Source organism: Saccharothrix sp. HUAS TT1, assembly GCF_040744945.1.
In the GTDB taxonomy this organism is placed as follows: domain Bacteria; phylum Actinomycetota; class Actinomycetes; order Mycobacteriales; family Pseudonocardiaceae; genus Actinosynnema.
Map to the genome: position 1 here is coordinate 3,955,111 of NZ_CP160453.1, position 15,907 is coordinate 3,971,017.

Sequence of the window (15,907 nt, forward strand, 5' to 3'; positions counted from 1 at the left end):
CGTTAGGACCCCCACCCATGCGCACCCGACACCGGGCGGTGAAGCTGGGCGCGGCACTCGCGCTCGTCGCCTCCGCCGCCGTCAGCCCGGCCGCGTTCGCGGCCAACCCGATCATCACGAGCTACTACACCGCCGACCCCGCCCCGCTGGTCGTCGGCAACACGATGTACATCTACGCGGGCCGCGACGAGGCCGCCCAGGGCAACAACAACTTCGTGATGCGCGAGTGGCGGGTGCTGTCCTCGACGGACGCCGCCACGTGGACCGACCACGGCGCGAAGGCGAACATCGGCACGTTCCCGTGGGCCGGCGCGGACGCGTGGGCCAGCGAGGTCGAGCCGAAGAACGGCAAGTACTACTGGTACACCTCGGTCAACGGCAACGGCGCCGGGTGGATGGACATCGGCGTCGCGGTCGGCGACAGCCCGCTCGGCCCGTTCCGCGACGCCAAGGGCGGGCCGCTGGTCAGCGACAGCACCCCCAACTCGTCCGGCCTGAACATCGACCCGACGGTGTTCACCGACGATGACGGCCAGAGCTACCTCTACTGGGGCGGCTACTGGGGCGTGCGCGCCGCGAAGCTCAAGGCCAACATGATCGAGCTGGACGGCGCGGTCGTCACGCCGCAGGGCCTGGCGAACTACTGGGAAGCGCCCTGGATGTTCAAGCGCAACGGCCTGTACTACATGGTGTACGCGGCCAACGACACCAACGGCTGCGTGACCAGCTCCAGCTACGCCTGCCAGCGCTACGCCACCGCCACCAGCCCGCTGGGGCCGTGGACGCACCGCGGCGTCGTGCTCGACCAGGTGTCCTCGACCACGAACCACGCGGGCGTCGTGCAGTTCAACGGTCAGTGGTACATCGTCTACCACAACGCCAACGCGCCCGGCGGCGGCAACTTCCGCCGTTCCGTCGCGGTGGACCTGCTGCACTTCAACGCCGACGGCACGATGCGCAAGGTCACCCAGACCACCACCGGGCCGCCGCCCAATCCCGGCGGCAACCCGGGTCCGGGCACGAACCTGGCCCCGTCCGCGACCGCCTCCGCCTCGCACGTCTCGGCCTGGGAGTCGTTGGCCGCGCTGAACAACGGCGGCGCGCCCGCGAACTCCGCGGACCGCTCCAACCTCGTCTACGGCAACTGGCCGGAGCGGGGCACGCAGTGGGTCGAGTACCAGTGGCCGACCGCGAAGTCGGTGAACGAGGTGGCCACGTACTGGTTCGACGACGACCAGGGCATCGACCTGCCCGCGTCGTGCAAGGTGCAGCACTGGAACGGCAGCGCCTACGTCGACGTGCCCGGCCAGTCGGCGTGCGGCGTCGTGGGCAACGCGTTCAACACGACCACGTTCACCGCCGTGAGCACCACGCGGCTGCGGTTGTCGATCACCTCGAAGCCCGACTTCTCGACGGGGGTGTTGGAATGGCAGGCTTTCCAGGCGTGAGCCGGCGGTTGGCGGCCGTCGTGGTGCTCGGCGCGCTCCTCGTGCCGACGACGCCCGCGTCGCCCGCCTCGGCCGCGCAGACGATCGGCTACCCGACGTTCAGCGGGCCGTCGATCCCCGCGCCGCCGGTCGGCTACAGCACCGGCAGCACCATGCGGGCCATCTACGACGCCGAGAGCGGCGGCGCCGACTTCTGGGTGGACCGGCTGCTCGCGCGGCCCGGCAACGACCCGGCCGGGCCGTGGCTGATGACCCGCGGTCGCGGCATGTTCATGCACACCCACAACCCCGCGGTGATCGGGTTCGGCGGCAACGCGGCCTACTGGGACAACATCAGCAGCCAGAACGCCTACGCGGTCACCGTCGGCTCGGGGGCGCTGACCGAGCAGGTGTCGAGCCGGTGGCAGGCCCCGAGCCACTGGAAGGGCGTCTACACCGGCACCGGCCTGCGGGTGGAGGTGGCGAAGTTCGTCACGCACAACAACGTCGCCGTCACCAACCTGACCGTCACCAACACCGGCTCGGGGTCCGCCACCGTGCCGCTGCGCGTCACCTCGCCCTACGCCACCACCGTGAGCGGCGCCGAGCTGACCGGGTCGCGGCAGGTGAAGAACAACCTCACCACCATCCGGCCGAGGCTGGCCGGTGACGGGTTCACCGCCGCGAGCGGCGCGCTGACCCGGTCGGTCGCGCTGGGCGCGGGCCAGTCGGTCACCACGAAGGTGGTGATGGGCTTCGTCACCGACGAGATCCCGGAGTCGCTGACCGAGTACAACGCCTACCGGGGCCACTCGCCGTCGGTCGCGTTCGCCACCCACGTGCGCGAGTACAACCGGTGGTGGGCCGACACGATCCCGTACATCGACGTGCCGGACCCGGCGATCAAGAAGAACATCTACTACCGCTGGTGGCTGATGCGCTTCAACCACCTCGACGTCGACATCCCGGGCCAGGACTTCCAGTTCCCGGTGTCGATCGAGGGCGTCACCGGCTACAACAACGCCATCGCGCTGACCCAGCCGATGCACATCGACGACCTGAAGTACCTGCGCGACCCGGTCTACTCGTACGGGCCGTGGCTGTCGGCCGGCCAGTCGTCCAAGGGCGGCCGGTTCATGGACAACCCGGGCGACCCGGAGAACTGGTCCAACTCCTACACCCAGTACATCTCCGAGGCCGCGTGGCGCAGCTACCAGGTCCACGGCGGCCAGCCGGCCGTCGCGGGCAACCTGGCCAAGTACGCCGAGGGTGACGTCAAGGGCCAACTGGCCACCTACGACACCAACGACAACGGCGTCATCGAGTACGACTGGGGCGCGATGACCGGCAACGACGCCGACGCGGTGTCGTTCGACTGGCGGGCCGGCAACCTGGACCGGGCCGAGACGGCGTACGTGTGGAGCGGCGCGATGGCCGCGCAGCAGGCGTACTCGCTGATCGGGAACACGGCCAAGGCGAGCGAGATGCAAACGCTTGCCGACCGCATCCGCAACGGCGTGGTGAACACGCTGTGGAACCCGTCGCGGCAGCTCCTGGAGCACAAGCACGTGGCCACGAACGCGCACGTGCCGTGGAAGGAGATCAACAACTACTACCCGTACTCGGTCGGCCTGATGCCGAGCACCGACCAGTACAAGCAGGCGCTGCGGCTGTTCGCCGACCCGGCCGAGTACCCGGTGTTCCCGTTCTACACGGCCAACCAGCGGGACAAGGCGGAGGCGGCGCAGGCGGGCCACCCCGGCTCGAACAACTTCTCCACCATCAACTCGACCGTGCAGTTCCGGCTGTACTCGTCGGTGCTGCGCAACTACCCGAACCAGTGGATGACCGCCGAGGACTACAAGAAGCTGCTCTACTGGAACACCTGGGCGCAGTACGTCGGCGGCAACACGCAGTGGCCCGACGCCAACGAGTTCTGGGCGAACTGGAACGCGGGCGCCAAGACCATCGACTACCGGTCGTGGATCCACCACAACATCCTCGGCAGCAGCAACTGGACCGTGGTCGAGGACGTGGCCGGGCTGCGCCCGCGCACCGACAGCCGGGTCGAGCTGTCGCCCATCGACATCGGCTGGTCCCACTTCGCGGTCAACAACCTGCGCTACCGCAACATGGACCTGAGCGTGGTGTGGGACGACCCGGCCGACGGCGTGACCCGCTACAGCGGTGTGCCGCAGGGGTACTCGGTCTACCTGAACGGCGCCCGCGCGTTCACCGTCGACCGGCTCACCAGGGTCCTCTACAACCCGGCCACCGGCGAGGTCACGTTCCCCTCGGGCGCGGGCACGGTGACCTACAGCGCGACGATCGGCGGGTTGCAGGCGCCGCAGAACGTGGCGCACGGCAGCGCGCGCATGGTGGACATGTTCGCCAAGGCGGGCGTGGACCTGACCTCCACCGCGCCGAACCTGGCGCAGGGCGCGGCCGTCTCCGCGTCCTACACCGCCTCCGGCACGTCCACCGGGGCCGCGGTCGACGGGTTCCCGACCAACGAGCCCCTGTGGGGCACCTCGGGGTCGCCCAACTCGACGGACTGGTACGAGGTCGACTTCCGGCAGCAGCGCACGGTGGACGAGGCGCGGCTGCACTTCCGCGACGACCGGGCGGGCAACCGCTACCGCGCGCCGTCGTCGTACGCGGTCCAGTACTGGAACGGCTCGGCCTGGGTGGCCGCGGCGGCGCAGGTGAAGACGCCGACGACGCCGAGGGCGAACTACAACCGGGTGCGGTTCACGCCGGTGTCCACCCAGTGGATCCGGGTCCAGGTGACCCACGCGTCCGGGTTCAGGACCGCGTTGACCGAGGTGAAGCTGTACCAGCGGGGCGGTGGTGGCGAGCCGCCGCCGGCGAACCTGGCGGTCGCGGCGACGCCGTCCGCGTCGTACACCTCGCCGTGGGAGTCGGTGGCGGCGATCAACGACGGCGTCGACCCGACGTCGTCCGACGACGCCGCCAACCCCCGGTGGGGCACGTGGCCGAACACCGGTGAGCAGTGGGCCGAGCTGACGTGGGCCTCGGCGCGGTCGGTGCGGTCGGCGCAGGTGTACTTCTTCGACGACAACGGGGGAGTGCGCGTGCCCGCGTCGTGGAAGCTGCAGCACTGGAACGGCTCGGCGTACATCGACGTGCCGGGCGCGAGCGGTTACCCGGTCGGCGTGGACCGGTACCACGAGGTGACGTTCCCCGCCGTGAGCACGACCCGGTTGCGGGTGCTGCTGCAGAGCGGCGCGGACTCCGTGGGGTTGTTGGAGGTCAAGGCTTTCGGCTGAGGCGACGAGGGGGGACCGGCCGGTGGCCGGTCCCCCCTTCGCCGCGACGGTGTCAGCAGCCGCCGCAGTTGTAGTAGGTGACGTCCCAGTGGTTGCTCTCCAGGTAGTAGACGTTCCCGGAGGCCGAGCGCCACTTGTTGCCACCGATGGAGGTGAAGGTGCCCTTGACGTAGTTGGTGAGGCAGGTGGTGAGGCGGAAGTCCAGCTTGTAGCCGTTCCAGTGGCTGTAGGTGCCGCTGGCGTGGCCGGTCTCGGTGCCGCCGGTGATGGTCAGCGCGCAGCCGGTGGCGCGCTTGAGCGTTTCCGCGCCCTGCACCGTGGTCAGGTTGATCGAGGTGAACGACGTGCAGGTCGGGTTGTTGCGGTCGCTGCACCCGCCGCTGGATGTCCACGAGATGCCCGCCGCGCTGAAGCGGGCGGTGGCCTGCGAGTGGGTCAGCTTGGTGACCAGCGCGGTGACCGGGGTGCCGGCCGCGGGCTGGAAGACGGTGTCCTCGACGGGGGCGGCCGAGGCCGCGGTGGCGCCGGTGATGGTGAGCAGTGCCGTGGCGGCGGCCACGACGGCGGCGCGGAATCGACCGGTACGCATGGGAACTGTCCTTTCGATGGGCAGCCCGCGTCGACCCGGTGGTGACCGGGGCGGTGGCAGGGGTGCGGCAGGGGTCGCGACGCCGAGCTTAGGTGCCGGCTTGTCACCGCACAGCGCCCAAGTGGGAGATTTTCTGACTGTACAAGCCGTGGTATGGCACCCGGTGGGCTTGTTCCGTTTGTCCGGTTCTGTCGTGGTGATTGCCGACATCCGGCAAAGAAGGAGGTTCGGGGTGGCCGGACCGGGGCGTTGTCCGGGTGGCTTGGAAGGATCATCATTATTGCAGGTCAACGCCTCGCAGGGGGTCCGCTTGGACGGGCGGTGGCGGGGACCGGGGGGTAAGGGGGATAGGGGGAAACGGGGGAGCGGTTCACGCCCGAGGGGAGCGGGGGCCGGTTGGCGCACCGGGCACGGGGAGCACCCGTGCCCTGGTGCGCTGCCCCGTGCCAGGCCGCGCGACTCCCGGAACGGGCGGCTTCCAGGCTGGTGGACACGTCGCACGACTCGTCGAGGGTGTCCCGCGCGGGCGGTTCAGCCCGCGCCGGTGGCCGCGAGGGCGTGCTCCAGGGTCGGCGCCACCGTGAGCAGCCGGTCCACCTCGGTCAGCCGCAGCGGGCGCAGGACGGAGCGGTGGCTCGCCACGACGGCGAACCCCACCCCTGTCGCGGCGGCGCGGTGGTGGGCGTCGAGGAGGGCGGCGATGCCGAGCGAGCCCAGGATCGTCACCGCGGTCAGGTCGACCACCAGCGCCGGCGGCCGCAGGGCGAGCCGGCCGGCCAGCTCGGCGCGCACCAGGGCGACGCCGACGAGGTCGACCTCGCCGCTGATCCGGGTGACCGGGCGGCCGTCGACCTCGATCGTGTCGATGGCGAGACCTCCGACCTCCGGTCGACCGGTCATGGACGACGCCTCCCCGCTGGGCCGGTTTCGTGTGCCCGTGGCGTCGTCCCGGCGCGGCCCGGCGTTACGCCCCCGGCCGGGGCGGTTGCCCGTCCGGCGCGCCGGGTACCCGCCGGGCGCCGACGACAGCGGAGGTGGTGGCGTGCCCGGACCACGTGACAGCGGCGTGGCGCCCATCGGCCCGGTGGTCCCGGACCGGGTCCCGTCGACGCCGCCCGGCTGCTGACCGTGGCCGACATCGGGGCCCTCACCTGGGTGCTCACCATCGGCCTGGTCCTCCTGCTGCTCGCGGTGGACCTGGTGCTCGCGGTCGTGCGGCCGCACCGCGTCGGCATCCGGGAGGCGACCGCGTGGTCGGTGTTCTACGTGCTGTTCGCGGTGCTGTTCGGCGTGTGGTTCACGCTGCGGCACGGCGGTGAGGCGGGCACCGAGTACTTCGTCGGCTACCTGGTGGAGAAGAGCCTGTCGGTCGACAACCTGTTCGTGTTCGTGATCATCATGTCCACGTTCGCCGTGCCCGAGGACCACCAGCACAAGGTGCTCACGTTCGGCATCGTGCTCGCGCTGGCCCTGCGCGGGGCGTTCATCGCGGTGGGCGCGACGCTGCTGGCGCTGTTCTCGTTCGTGTTCCTGCTGTTCGGCCTGCTGCTGATCTACACGGCCGTGCAGCTGTACCGGCACCGCGACGAGGAGCCGGACGTCGAGGACAACGTCGTGGTCAGGACCGCGCGCCGGGTCCTGCCGGTCGCCGACGACTACGACGGCGGGAAGCTGTTCACCCGCGGCTCGGGCAAGGCGATGGCCACGCCGCTGTTCGTGGTGCTGCTGGCGATCGGCAGCATCGACGTGCTGTTCGCGCTGGACTCGATCCCGGCGGTCTTCGGCATCACCTCCGAGCCGTACGTGGTGTTCGTCGCCAACGCGTTCGCGCTGCTCGGCCTGCGGGCGTTGTTCTTCCTGGTCAAGGGCCTGCTGGACCGGTTGGTGTACCTGTCGCTCGGGCTGTCGGTCATCCTCGCGTTCATCGGCGTGAAGCTGATCCTGCACTGGGCGCACGAGGACGTGGACCCGAACGTGCCGGAGGTGCCGACGTTCCTCAGCCTGGGCGTGATCGTCGTGGTCCTGACCGCGGTGACGGTCGCCAGCCTGCTCAAGACCCGGCGCGACCCGTCCGCGAAGGCCCGACCGGGCTCGCTGCGCCTCTACCGCCCCCGCGTCGACCGCCCCCGCGATCAGGGCAGGTAGTGGACGCCGCCGGCGGCCAGGGCACGTCGCCGGACGACGCGGTTGTGGGCCAGCGCGCCGGACAGGGCCGCGGCCGAGTCGGCGGTGCGCAACAGGCCGAGCAGGAACGAGACCGGGCTGTCGGGCAGGCGCAGCGCGGGCGTGCGGAAGCGGTCGCGCGCCAGGGGGTAGACGAGCACCACGCCGGTCCCGCCGATCGCCTCCGGGGTCAGCTCGGCGAACGTCCCGGCCAGCACCGCCTCGGCGGCGTCGTCGGGCAGCAGCACGGTGAGCCAGGGGTGCGGGCGCCCCCACGGGCCGAGCGCGCGCAGCTGCGCGACGTCGTCGGCCATCCGGTTGGCGAAGCGCCGGTACGTCGACGTGCAGACCTCGGCGGCCGACCGCCGGTCGCGCAGGCCGACCAGCAGCCGCTCGTCCGGCGGCGACCCGGTGAAGTGGGCGACGCCGTCCACCCGGAACGCCCACCGGCCCGCCCCGTCCGGCCTGGCCCGCCCCTCCAGGTGGTCGAACCGGCGTTCGCGCACGAGCACGCGCTGGTCGTGCAGGAAGTCCGCCAGGCTGTCGTACCGGAGCCGGAAGCAGCGGGCGTGGGTGGGCGCGGGCGCCAGCCGCAGCGTGGCGCGCACGATGACGCCGTGCCGGCCGCGACCCGCGCGCAGCGCGTCGAACAGCTCGCGATGCCGGGTCGGCGAGCACGTCACCCGCGTGCCGTCCGGGGTGACGGCGTCGAGTTCGAGCACGTTGTCGGTCTGCGCGCCGAAGTGGTGGCTCGCGCCGCCGATGCCGCCGACGGACAGCGTCCCGCCCACCGACAGGTCGAGGTAGTCGGTCAGCACCGGCGGCGTCGCGCCGAGCGCCGCCGTCGCCGTCAGCACGTCCCGCCACCGCGCCCCCGCGTCCACGACGACGCGCTCCGACGTCACCTCGTGCACGGCGGCGAGCCCGCGCAGGTCCAGCACGACGCCGCCGGGCGCCTGCGCCTGCCCGCCCGTCGAGTGCCCCTCCGCCCGCGGCACGACGGCGAGCCCGCGCGCCCGGCCGAACCGGACGGCGGCCACCACGTCGTCGGCGCGGGTGGCCCGCAGCACGCCGACCGGACGGCCGCGCACGACGTGCCCGAAGTCGTCGGCGGCCCAGTCCAGCGCGTCGTCGTCGGTCACCAGCGGCAGGTCGGTCACCAGCGGGAGGTGGGGCACGCGCCGAGCCTGCCACCGGTCCGGCCCGCGTGCGCGGTCCCGGAGCCGAGGTTCGCCCGATCAAGGCCGCACCCGGCCGCCCCCGAGGTCACCGGGCGAGCAGGTCGCGCAGCGCCCCCACCACCTCGGCGGGCGACTCCTCGGCCATGAAGTGGCCGCACGTGACGGTGCGGTGCTCCAGGTCGGGCGCCCACTCCCGCCACCGGGCGGCGGCGTCGAAGCCGAGGGCCGCGCCCCAGTCCTGCTGGAGCACGGTCACCGGCATCCGCAGCCGGTTCCCGGCCTCCCGGTCGACCAGGTCGTGCTCGACGTCCACGGTGGCCGACGCCCGGTAGTCGGCGACGATCGAGGGGACCGCCTCGCGGGACGCCCGCAGGTACTCGGCGCGGACGTCGGCCGGGATCGCGGCCGGGTCCACGGCCCAGCGGTCGAGGAAGTGGCCGAAGAACGCGTCCGCCGAGGCGCCGATCACCGCTTCGGGCAGGCCGGGCGGCTGGGCCATCAGGTAGAGGTGGAAGCCCACGGCGGCCGTGACGCCGTGCATGACGTCCCACATGTCCAGCGTCGGCAGGACGTCCAACGAGGCCAGGTGGGTGACCGCGTCCGGGTGGTCGAGGCCGGCGCGGACGGCGACCAGCGCGCCCCGGTCGTGGCCCGCCAGCGCGAAGCGGTCGTGCCCGAGGGCGCGGGCCAGGGCGACCACGTCGGCGGCCATGGCGCGCTTGGCGTAGGCGCGGCCGTCGGCGTCGACCGGCTTGTCGCTGTCGCCGTAGCCGCGCAGGTCGGGGCAGATGACGGTGTGGTCGGCGGCCAGGTCGGCGGCGACGTGCCGCCACATCAGGTGGGTCTGCGGGAAGCCGTGCAGCAGGACGACGGGGCTGCCCGAGCCGCCGACGGCGGCGTTGAGCGCCACGCCGTCGGCGACGGTGACGCGCTGGCGGGTGAACGAGGGGATCTCCGGGGTCATGGCCTGCTCCTGGTCGGCGGTGGTGTGCGACCGAGGGTGCGCGGCGCCGATCAGCGCCCGATCAGCAGCCGATCAGCGCCGGGGCGACCGGCGCGCGGGTCGGCTACGTTGGCGGCGATGGTGCGTTTCGGTGTGCTGGGGCCGCTGGAGGTCGTGGACGAGCGCGGGCCGGTCGACCTCAGGGGTGCGCGGCACCGGGCCGTGCTGGCGCGGCTGCTGGTCGCCAGGGGCCGGGTCGTGCCGGTCGAGCGGCTGGTCGACGACCTGTGGGAGGAAGCGCCGGCCAGCGCGCTCGGCGCGGTGCGGACGTTCGTCGGCGCGGTCCGCAAGGCGCTCGAACCGGACCGCCCGCCCCGGACGCCGTCCCGGCTGCTGGTGACCGTGCCGCCGGGGTACGCGCTGCGGGCCGACGAGGTGGACGCCTGGCGGTTCGAGGCGGCGGTGGCGGAAGCGGCCCGGCTGCCCGCCGGGGCGGCGCACGCGCTGCTGGACGAGGCGCTGGGCCGGTGGCGCGGTCCGGCGTTCGCGGAGTTCGCCGACCTGCCCTGGGCGCGGGCCGAGGCGGCCCGGCTGGAGGAGGCGCGGCTGCTGGCCGTGGAGCGGCGGGCCGGCGCGGCGCTGGAGGTGGGGCGGGCGGCCGAGTCGGCGCCGGACCTGCGGGCCCACGTGGCGGCGCACCCGCTGCGGGAGGACGGCCACCGGCTGCTGGCGCTGGCGCTGTACCGGACCGGGCGGCAGGGCGAGGCGCTGGCGACGTTGCGGCAGGCGCGCGAGGTGCTGCGGGCGGAACTCGGCGTCGATCCCGGACCCGGCCTGCGGCGGCTGGAAGCGGACGTCCTCGCCCAGTCGCCGGACCTCGACGCCCCGCTGCCGGGCCTCGGGACTTCGCCACCGGGCCTCGGGACTTCGCCGCCGCCGGACCTCGCCGCCCTGCCTCCGGGCCGCGACACCCCATCGCCGCCGAGCCTCGGCACCTCACCCCTGCCAGGCCTGGACGCCCCGCCGCCCCGGCCAACCGCCGCGCACCCGTTCGTCGGCCGCGCGCGGGAGCTGGCCGAGCTGGAGCGGGCGGCCGGGTCGGCGTCGGCCGGGCGGCCCCGGCTGGCGCTGGTCTCCGGCGCCGCCGGCGCGGGCAAGACGGCACTGGTCGGCGCCCTGGCCGACCGGCTCGCGACCGCCGGGTGGACCACCGCCCTCGCCGCGTGCCCCGAACTGCCCGGCGCGCCGTCCGCCTGGCCGTGGGACCAGGTCCGCGAAGCGCTCCGCCTGCCACCCGCCCCCGAGCCGCCCCCGGACGACCCCGTCGCGGCCCGGTTCCACCGGCGCCGGGCGATCGGCGCCCAGCTGGCCACCCGCGCGCCGCTCCTGCTGGTCCTCGACGACGTGCACTGGGCCGACGAGGAAACCCTGGCCCTACTCACCTCCCTGGCCGTCGACCCGGACGCGGGCCGGCTGCTGGTCGTCGCCACCTACCGCTCGACCGAGCTGTCCGCGACCCTCACCGAAGCCCTCGGCCGGGCCGCCCGCGCCGAACCGGCCCGCGTCCACCTCGCCGGCCTGTCCGAACCCGAGGTGCGGCAGCTGGTCGAGGCCGTCACCGACCGGCGGCCGACGTCCGCCGACGCGCGCGCGATCCACGCCCGCAGCGCCGGCAACCCGTTCTTCGTCCGCGAGCTGACCCGGCTCTGGGAGACCGACCCGGCGCTGCGCACCGTCCCCGCCGGCGTCCGCGACGTCATCCGCCACCGCCTGGCGCAGCTCCCCGAACCCGCCAGGGCGCACCTGCGCCAAGCGTCCGTGCTCGGCCAGGACGTCGACCTCGACGTGCTGATCCGGCTCGTCGGCGACGAGGACGCCGTGCTGGACTCCGTCGAGTCGGCCCTGCGCGCGGGCTTCCTGGTCGAACCGGAGCCGAACCGCGCGCGGTTCGCCCACGCGCTCGTCCACGAAGCGCTGTACGAGGACATCGCCCAGGCCCGCCGCGCCCGGTGGCACGCAGCCGCCGCCGACGTCATCGAGCGCACCCGTCCCGACGACGTCGACGCGATCGCCCACCACCTCCTGAGCTCCGGCGCCCTGGCGCCACCCGCCCGCGCCGCGCACCACGCCCGCCTCGCCGCCGAACGGGCCGAACAGCGGTTCGCGCCGCACCGGGCGGCGGCGCTGTGGCGGGAGGTGCTGGCCCGGTCCGAGCACGTGGGGCCGCGCGAACGCCTCGAAGCCGTGACCGGCCTGGTGCGGGCCCTGGCCGTGACCGGCGACCTGGACCAGGCGCGGCGGCGCCGGGCGGAGGCGATCGTCGCGACCGCCGGCGACCCGGTGCTCACCGCCCGCACGATCGGGGCCTTCGACGTGCCCGCCATCTGGACCACCAACGACGACGAGGACCTGTCCGCCGGCCTCGTCGCCGCCGCCGAGCACGCGCTCGCCGACCTGCCGCCCGACCACCCGGCCGAACGCGCCCGGCTGCTGATCACCATCGCGATGGAGCGCCGGGCCGACGCGGGCCGGCGCGGACTGGCGGCGGCCCGGGAAGCCGAGGCGATCGCCCGCGACCTGGACGACCCGGCGCTGCTCGCGATGGCCCTCAACGGCCGGTTCCTGCAGGCGTTCCACCGGGCGGGCCTGGCGCCCGACCGGGCCCGGATCGGGGCGGAGCTGCTGGACCTCGCCCAACGGCACGGCCTGGTGACGTTCGAGGTGCTGGGCCACCTGATCGGGGTCCAGGCCGGGGCCGCGCTGGCCGACCTGGCCGTCGCGGACCGGCACGCGGCGGCGGCCGACGCGCTCGCCGAACGCCACGACCTGCCGCTGGTCGGCGTGTTCACCGCCTGGTACGGCGCGCTGCGACTGGCCGTCACGGGACGCCGGGACGAGGCGCGGACCGCCTACCGCGCCGCCGCGACGAGGCTCGCCGGGGCCGGGATGCCCGGGGTGGAGCGGGGAATCCTGCCGCTCGCGCTGCTGAGCCTCGGCGACCGGCCCGACGTCGAGCTGCGCGACGCCGACTGGGGCCCGTACGAACCGTGGGCGCTCACCGGGGGCGACCCCGCCGGGATCCCGGACTCGCCGCACGACCTGCTGCTCGAAGCCAGGACCTGCCTGCACGCCGTGGCCGCCGTCCGGGCCGGCGACCGGGCGACCGCGCAACGCCTCTACACCCGCCTGCTCCCGGCCGCCGCCGAACTGGCCGGCGCGGGCAGCGGCCTGGTCTCCTTCGGTCCCACCGCCCGCCACCTGGCCGACCTCGCCACCGCTCTGGGCAGGCACGACCGCGCCGAAGCCCACCACCGCCAGGCGCAGACCGTCCACAACAGACTGAAGCTGTGACCGCGATCACCCGCTCCCGCTGTCACGGGCGTCGAGCCGCAAGCGTCTTGTGGCCGACCACCGTCCAAGGGGGAACGCCATGAACACCGCACTGTGGATCGTCACCGGACTGCTCGCGGCCGCCTACTTCCTCGGCGGCGCGGGCAAGCTCGTCATCCCGAAGGCGAAGATCGTCGCCACCGGCCGCGGCGCCCGGTGGGCCGAGGGCTTCAGCAGCGCCGGCGTCAAGACCATCGGGGCGCTCGAAGTCCTGGCCGCGCTCGGCCTGGTCCTCCCCGCCGTCCTCGGAACAGCGCCGGTCCTGGTGCCGCTGGCCGCCCTCGGCCTCGTGCTGATCATGATCGGCGCCTCGGTCGTCCGCTTCCGCCGCCGGGAGTTCACGCTGCTGGCGGTGGACCTGGTCTACCTCGCGCTGGCCGCGTTCGTGGCGTGGGGCCGCCTCGGACCGGCGCCCTTCACCACCGGGTGACCGCCTGGTGGTCCGCCTCGCCCTGCTCATCGGCGTCGCCTTGGACCACACCCACGAGACACCGGCCGTCGAGTTCCCCGGAGGCCGGATCGCCACGCTCGACCAGCACCTGCGCCACCGGCCGCAACGCCTGTTCGACGGGCCGTCCGACCGCTACCCGGACGTCGTCGCGCCGCCGGCCGCCGCGGGCTGACCCGGTCGTGACCGGAGGACCGGGACCAGGGCGAGGGCGGGCACCAGCAGCAGCGGCACGACCAGCAACGCCCGCAGCACACCGACCTCGTCACCCAGCAGACCGACCACCGGCGGCCCGGCCAGGAACGCGGTGTACCCGATCACCGCCACCACGCTCACCCTGGCCGCCGCCCGGCCCTCCTCGTCGGCCGCCGCGCTCATGCCCACCGGGAAACCCAGCGACGTGCCCAACCCCCACAGCGCCACCCCGGCCACGGCGACCACCGGCGAACCGCCCAGCACCGCCACCGCCGCGCCGACGGCCGCCAGCAGCATGGTCGCCACCAGCACCGGCGTTCGCCCCCAGCGGTCCAGCGCGACCGTGCCCACCACCCGCCCGAACGTCATCGTGGTCACGAACACCCCGAACACCGCCGCGCCCGCCGCCGGGCCGAACGCGTGACCGTCCACGAACGCCACCGCCACCCAGTCGTTCGCGGCGCCCTCGGTGAACGCCAGCACCAGCACCAGCAACCCGATCAGCAGGGTGCGCGGCTCGCGCCAGGCCCGCAGCACACCGCTCCTGCTGTTGCCCGCGGTGTCGCCGTGGCGGAAACCGCGTGCGGCGGCGACCGTGCCCGCCAGCGTCACGACGGCGACGGTCGCCAGGTGCGCGGTCACCGACAGACCCGCCCAGGCGGCCAGGGCGGCCGACCCGGCGGCGGCGACCGTGCCCAGGCTCCAGACGGCGTGGAAGCGGGGCATGACGGTGCGCCCCACCAACCGCTCGACCGCCGCCGCTTCGACGTTCATGGCGACGTTGCAGGTGCCCGAGCCGCAACCGAGCAGGAACAGGCCGACCGCCGCCGCGGTGGGGGAGGGCCAGACCCCGATCGCCGCGCCCGCGAGCACGAGGCCGAGCGCGACGCCGGTGGCCGACGCGCGGACCGCGCGGCGGGTGCCGAGCCGGTGGGTGACCTCGCCGGCGGTCAGCATGGCGAGCGTCGCGCCCGCCGACATGGCCAGCAGGAGCAGGCCGAGCGCGCCGGGGTCGAGGTCGAGCGCGTCGCGGGCGGCCGGGACGCGGGCGAACCAGGAGGCCACCGCGACACCGTTGAGGCCGAACGCCACCGCCACCCCTCGTGCTGCCCCCGTCATGCCGCCGCCCCTCCTGGGTGTTGGTGCCCTCGGCCTCGCTTGGGCCTCGTTGCTCAGACCTCGTTGGCCTCAACCCCACTCGTGGAAGCGCTTCCACCACAAGTGCCGGCAGACTCGCGCGGGTGGCGGCGAAGCGGCGTGAGGCGACGTTGGCGGACGTGGCGCGACGGGCCGAGGTGTCCCCGGCGACCGCGTCCCGCGTGCTCAGCGGCCAGGGACCGGCCTCACCGTCCGCCCGCCACCGCGTCACCGCCGCCGCCCGCGCCCTCGCCTACGTCCCGAACGCCGCCGCCCGCGCCCTGGCCACCCGCCGCGGACCCCGGATCGCCGTCGCCGTCGGCGGCCGAACCGCCGACGTGCTGAACGACCCCTACGTCGCCCGCGTCCTAGCCGCCACCGCCGCCACCGCTGCCACTCGCGAGGTCGGCGCATCCCTCCACTGGCTGCCGCTGGACGACCCGGCCGAACTGGGGCGGCTGGTGGAGAACCGGGGCATCGGCGGCATCGTGGTCGTCAACCCGACGCCGTCACTGCTCGCCGTGGTGCCCCGCGCGGCCCGGGGCCGCGTCACCGCCATCGGCCAGGGCTCCCGCGACGTGCCGTCGTTCGACGTGGACAACGCCACCGCCACCACGCGCGTCATCGAACACCTGCTGACCACCGGCCGCCGCCGGATCGCCATGATCACCGGCCCCTCGTGGCTCCCGTGCACCCACCGCGCCCTGACGGCGTACCAGCGCACCCTGTCCGCCGCCGGCCTGCCCGCCAGACCGATCGAGGGCAACTTCACCGCCACCCGCGCCGAATCCGCCACCACCGACCTCCTGGCCCGCTGGCCGGACACCGACGCCGTGTTCGCCCTGGGCGACCTCTCCGCCCTCGGCACCCTGACCGCCCTCCGCCGCGCGGGCGTCGACGTCCCGGGCGACATCGCCGTAGCCGGCTTCGACGACATCCCCTACGCCACCCTGAGCCACCCCACCCTGACCACCACGACCAACCCCGTCGAAACCCTCGCCACCGCCGCGACCACCAGCCTGCTCGACCGCCGCCCCACGCCCCCGCTGACCTTCTACCCGTCCACGCTGGTGCTGCGCGACAGCGCCTGACGGCCGACTGACGACCCGACGGCCGACGGCTGATCGACGACCGACCACTGCTC

13 protein-coding genes are annotated in these 15,907 nt (G+C 74.0%); 8 read left to right on the forward strand and 5 right to left on the reverse strand.

Annotated features, from left to right (window positions below):
* Positions 1-17 precede the first annotated feature (17 nt).
* Both AB0F89_RS19450 and AB0F89_RS19455 read left to right on the forward strand, forming a co-directional pair.
* Complete coding sequence (locus AB0F89_RS19450; protein ID WP_367138140.1) at positions 18-1,448, forward strand: glycoside hydrolase family 43 protein; 1,431 nt, start codon at positions 18-20, stop codon at positions 1,446-1,448.
* Positions 1,427-4,717: a discoidin domain-containing protein gene (locus AB0F89_RS19455; protein WP_367138142.1), complete on the forward strand. Its 3,291-nt coding sequence runs from the start codon at positions 1,427-1,429 to the stop codon at positions 4,715-4,717. Before AB0F89_RS19450 ends, AB0F89_RS19455 begins: the two co-directional genes overlap by 22 nt.
* Before the next feature lie 52 nt (positions 4,718-4,769).
* On the opposite strand, the gene AB0F89_RS19460 is transcribed toward AB0F89_RS19455, so the two are convergent.
* Together AB0F89_RS19460 and AB0F89_RS19465 are read right to left on the reverse strand one after the other, a co-directional pair.
* Complete coding sequence (locus AB0F89_RS19460) at positions 4,770-5,306, reverse strand: hypothetical protein (protein ID WP_367138144.1); 537 nt, start codon at positions 5,304-5,306, stop codon at positions 4,770-4,772.
* A gap of 531 nt (positions 5,307-5,837) precedes the next feature.
* Complete coding sequence (locus AB0F89_RS19465) at positions 5,838-6,206, reverse strand: STAS domain-containing protein (RefSeq protein ID WP_367138146.1); 369 nt, start codon at positions 6,204-6,206, stop codon at positions 5,838-5,840.
* Here AB0F89_RS19465 and AB0F89_RS19470 point away from each other — a divergent pair.
* A complete protein-coding gene (locus tag AB0F89_RS19470; RefSeq protein WP_367138148.1) occupies positions 6,205-6,432 on the forward strand; it encodes a hypothetical protein in 228 nt (75 codons plus the stop codon). The two genes, AB0F89_RS19465 and AB0F89_RS19470, sit on opposite strands and share 2 nt — an antisense overlap.
* Before the next feature lie 2 nt (positions 6,433-6,434).
* Entirely contained in the window at positions 6,435-7,451 is a 1,017-nt protein-coding gene (locus AB0F89_RS19475) for a TerC/Alx family metal homeostasis membrane protein (protein WP_367138150.1), read from the forward strand.
* Here AB0F89_RS19475 and AB0F89_RS19480 read toward each other — a convergent pair.
* Both AB0F89_RS19480 and AB0F89_RS19485 read right to left on the reverse strand, forming a co-directional pair.
* Positions 7,439-8,647 carry an FAD-binding protein gene (locus tag AB0F89_RS19480; protein ID WP_367138152.1) on the reverse strand — a complete coding sequence of 403 codons (1,209 nt, stop codon included), beginning with the start codon at positions 8,645-8,647 and terminating at the stop codon, positions 7,439-7,441. The genes AB0F89_RS19475 and AB0F89_RS19480 overlap by 13 nt on opposite strands.
* Before the next feature lie 88 nt (positions 8,648-8,735).
* Positions 8,736-9,614, reverse strand: coding sequence for an alpha/beta fold hydrolase (locus tag AB0F89_RS19485; RefSeq protein ID WP_367138154.1), 879 nt, complete (start codon positions 9,612-9,614; stop codon positions 8,736-8,738).
* Positions 9,615-9,731: 117 nt separating this feature from the next.
* Between AB0F89_RS19485 and AB0F89_RS19490 the strand changes: the two genes are divergently transcribed.
* The 3 genes from AB0F89_RS19490 to AB0F89_RS19500 all read left to right on the forward strand — a co-directional run bounded on the left by AB0F89_RS19490 (position 9,732) and on the right by AB0F89_RS19500 (position 13,606).
* Complete coding sequence (locus AB0F89_RS19490; protein ID WP_367138156.1) at positions 9,732-12,944, forward strand: BTAD domain-containing putative transcriptional regulator; 3,213 nt, start codon at positions 9,732-9,734, stop codon at positions 12,942-12,944.
* 79 nt (positions 12,945-13,023) lie between these two features.
* Positions 13,024-13,413, forward strand: a complete 390-nt coding sequence (locus AB0F89_RS19495; protein WP_367138158.1) for a DoxX family protein — start codon at positions 13,024-13,026, stop codon at positions 13,411-13,413.
* A 7-nt stretch (positions 13,414-13,420) separates the two neighbouring features.
* Complete coding sequence (locus AB0F89_RS19500) at positions 13,421-13,606, forward strand: hypothetical protein (RefSeq protein ID WP_367138160.1); 186 nt, start codon at positions 13,421-13,423, stop codon at positions 13,604-13,606.
* On the opposite strand, the gene AB0F89_RS19505 is transcribed toward AB0F89_RS19500, so the two are convergent.
* Positions 13,567-14,745, reverse strand: a complete 1,179-nt coding sequence (locus tag AB0F89_RS19505; protein WP_367138162.1) for an MFS transporter — start codon at positions 14,743-14,745, stop codon at positions 13,567-13,569. The two genes, AB0F89_RS19500 and AB0F89_RS19505, sit on opposite strands and share 40 nt — an antisense overlap.
* Positions 14,746-14,867: 122 nt before the next feature.
* On the opposite strand from AB0F89_RS19505, the gene AB0F89_RS19510 reads away from it, so the two are divergent.
* Positions 14,868-15,854 carry a LacI family DNA-binding transcriptional regulator gene (locus AB0F89_RS19510; protein WP_367138164.1) on the forward strand — a complete coding sequence of 329 codons (987 nt, stop codon included), beginning with the start codon at positions 14,868-14,870 and terminating at the stop codon, positions 15,852-15,854.
* Positions 15,855-15,907: the final 53 nt, after the last annotated feature.

Excerpts from the sequence above, each read along its gene's own strand:
- AB0F89_RS19495 (WP_367138158.1), top strand. The coding sequence starts at position 13,024 with ATGAACACCGCACTGTGGATCGTCACCGGACTGCTCGCGGCCGCCTAC.
- AB0F89_RS19450 (WP_367138140.1), top strand. The coding sequence starts at position 18 with ATGCGCACCCGACACCGGGCGGTGAAGCTGGGCGCGGCACTCGCGCTC.
- AB0F89_RS19490 (WP_367138156.1), top strand. The coding sequence starts at position 9,732 with ATGGTGCGTTTCGGTGTGCTGGGGCCGCTGGAGGTCGTGGACGAGCGC.
- AB0F89_RS19465 (WP_367138146.1), bottom strand. The coding sequence starts at position 6,206 with ATGACCGGTCGACCGGAGGTCGGAGGTCTCGCCATCGACACGATCGAG.
- AB0F89_RS19455 (WP_367138142.1), top strand. The coding sequence starts at position 1,427 with ATGGCAGGCTTTCCAGGCGTGAGCCGGCGGTTGGCGGCCGTCGTGGTG.
- AB0F89_RS19470 (WP_367138148.1), top strand. The coding sequence starts at position 6,205 with ATGGACGACGCCTCCCCGCTGGGCCGGTTTCGTGTGCCCGTGGCGTCG.
- AB0F89_RS19460 (WP_367138144.1), bottom strand. The coding sequence starts at position 5,306 with ATGCGTACCGGTCGATTCCGCGCCGCCGTCGTGGCCGCCGCCACGGCA.
- AB0F89_RS19485 (WP_367138154.1), bottom strand. The coding sequence starts at position 9,614 with ATGACCCCGGAGATCCCCTCGTTCACCCGCCAGCGCGTCACCGTCGCC.
- AB0F89_RS19505 (WP_367138162.1), bottom strand. The coding sequence starts at position 14,745 with ATGACGGGGGCAGCACGAGGGGTGGCGGTGGCGTTCGGCCTCAACGGT.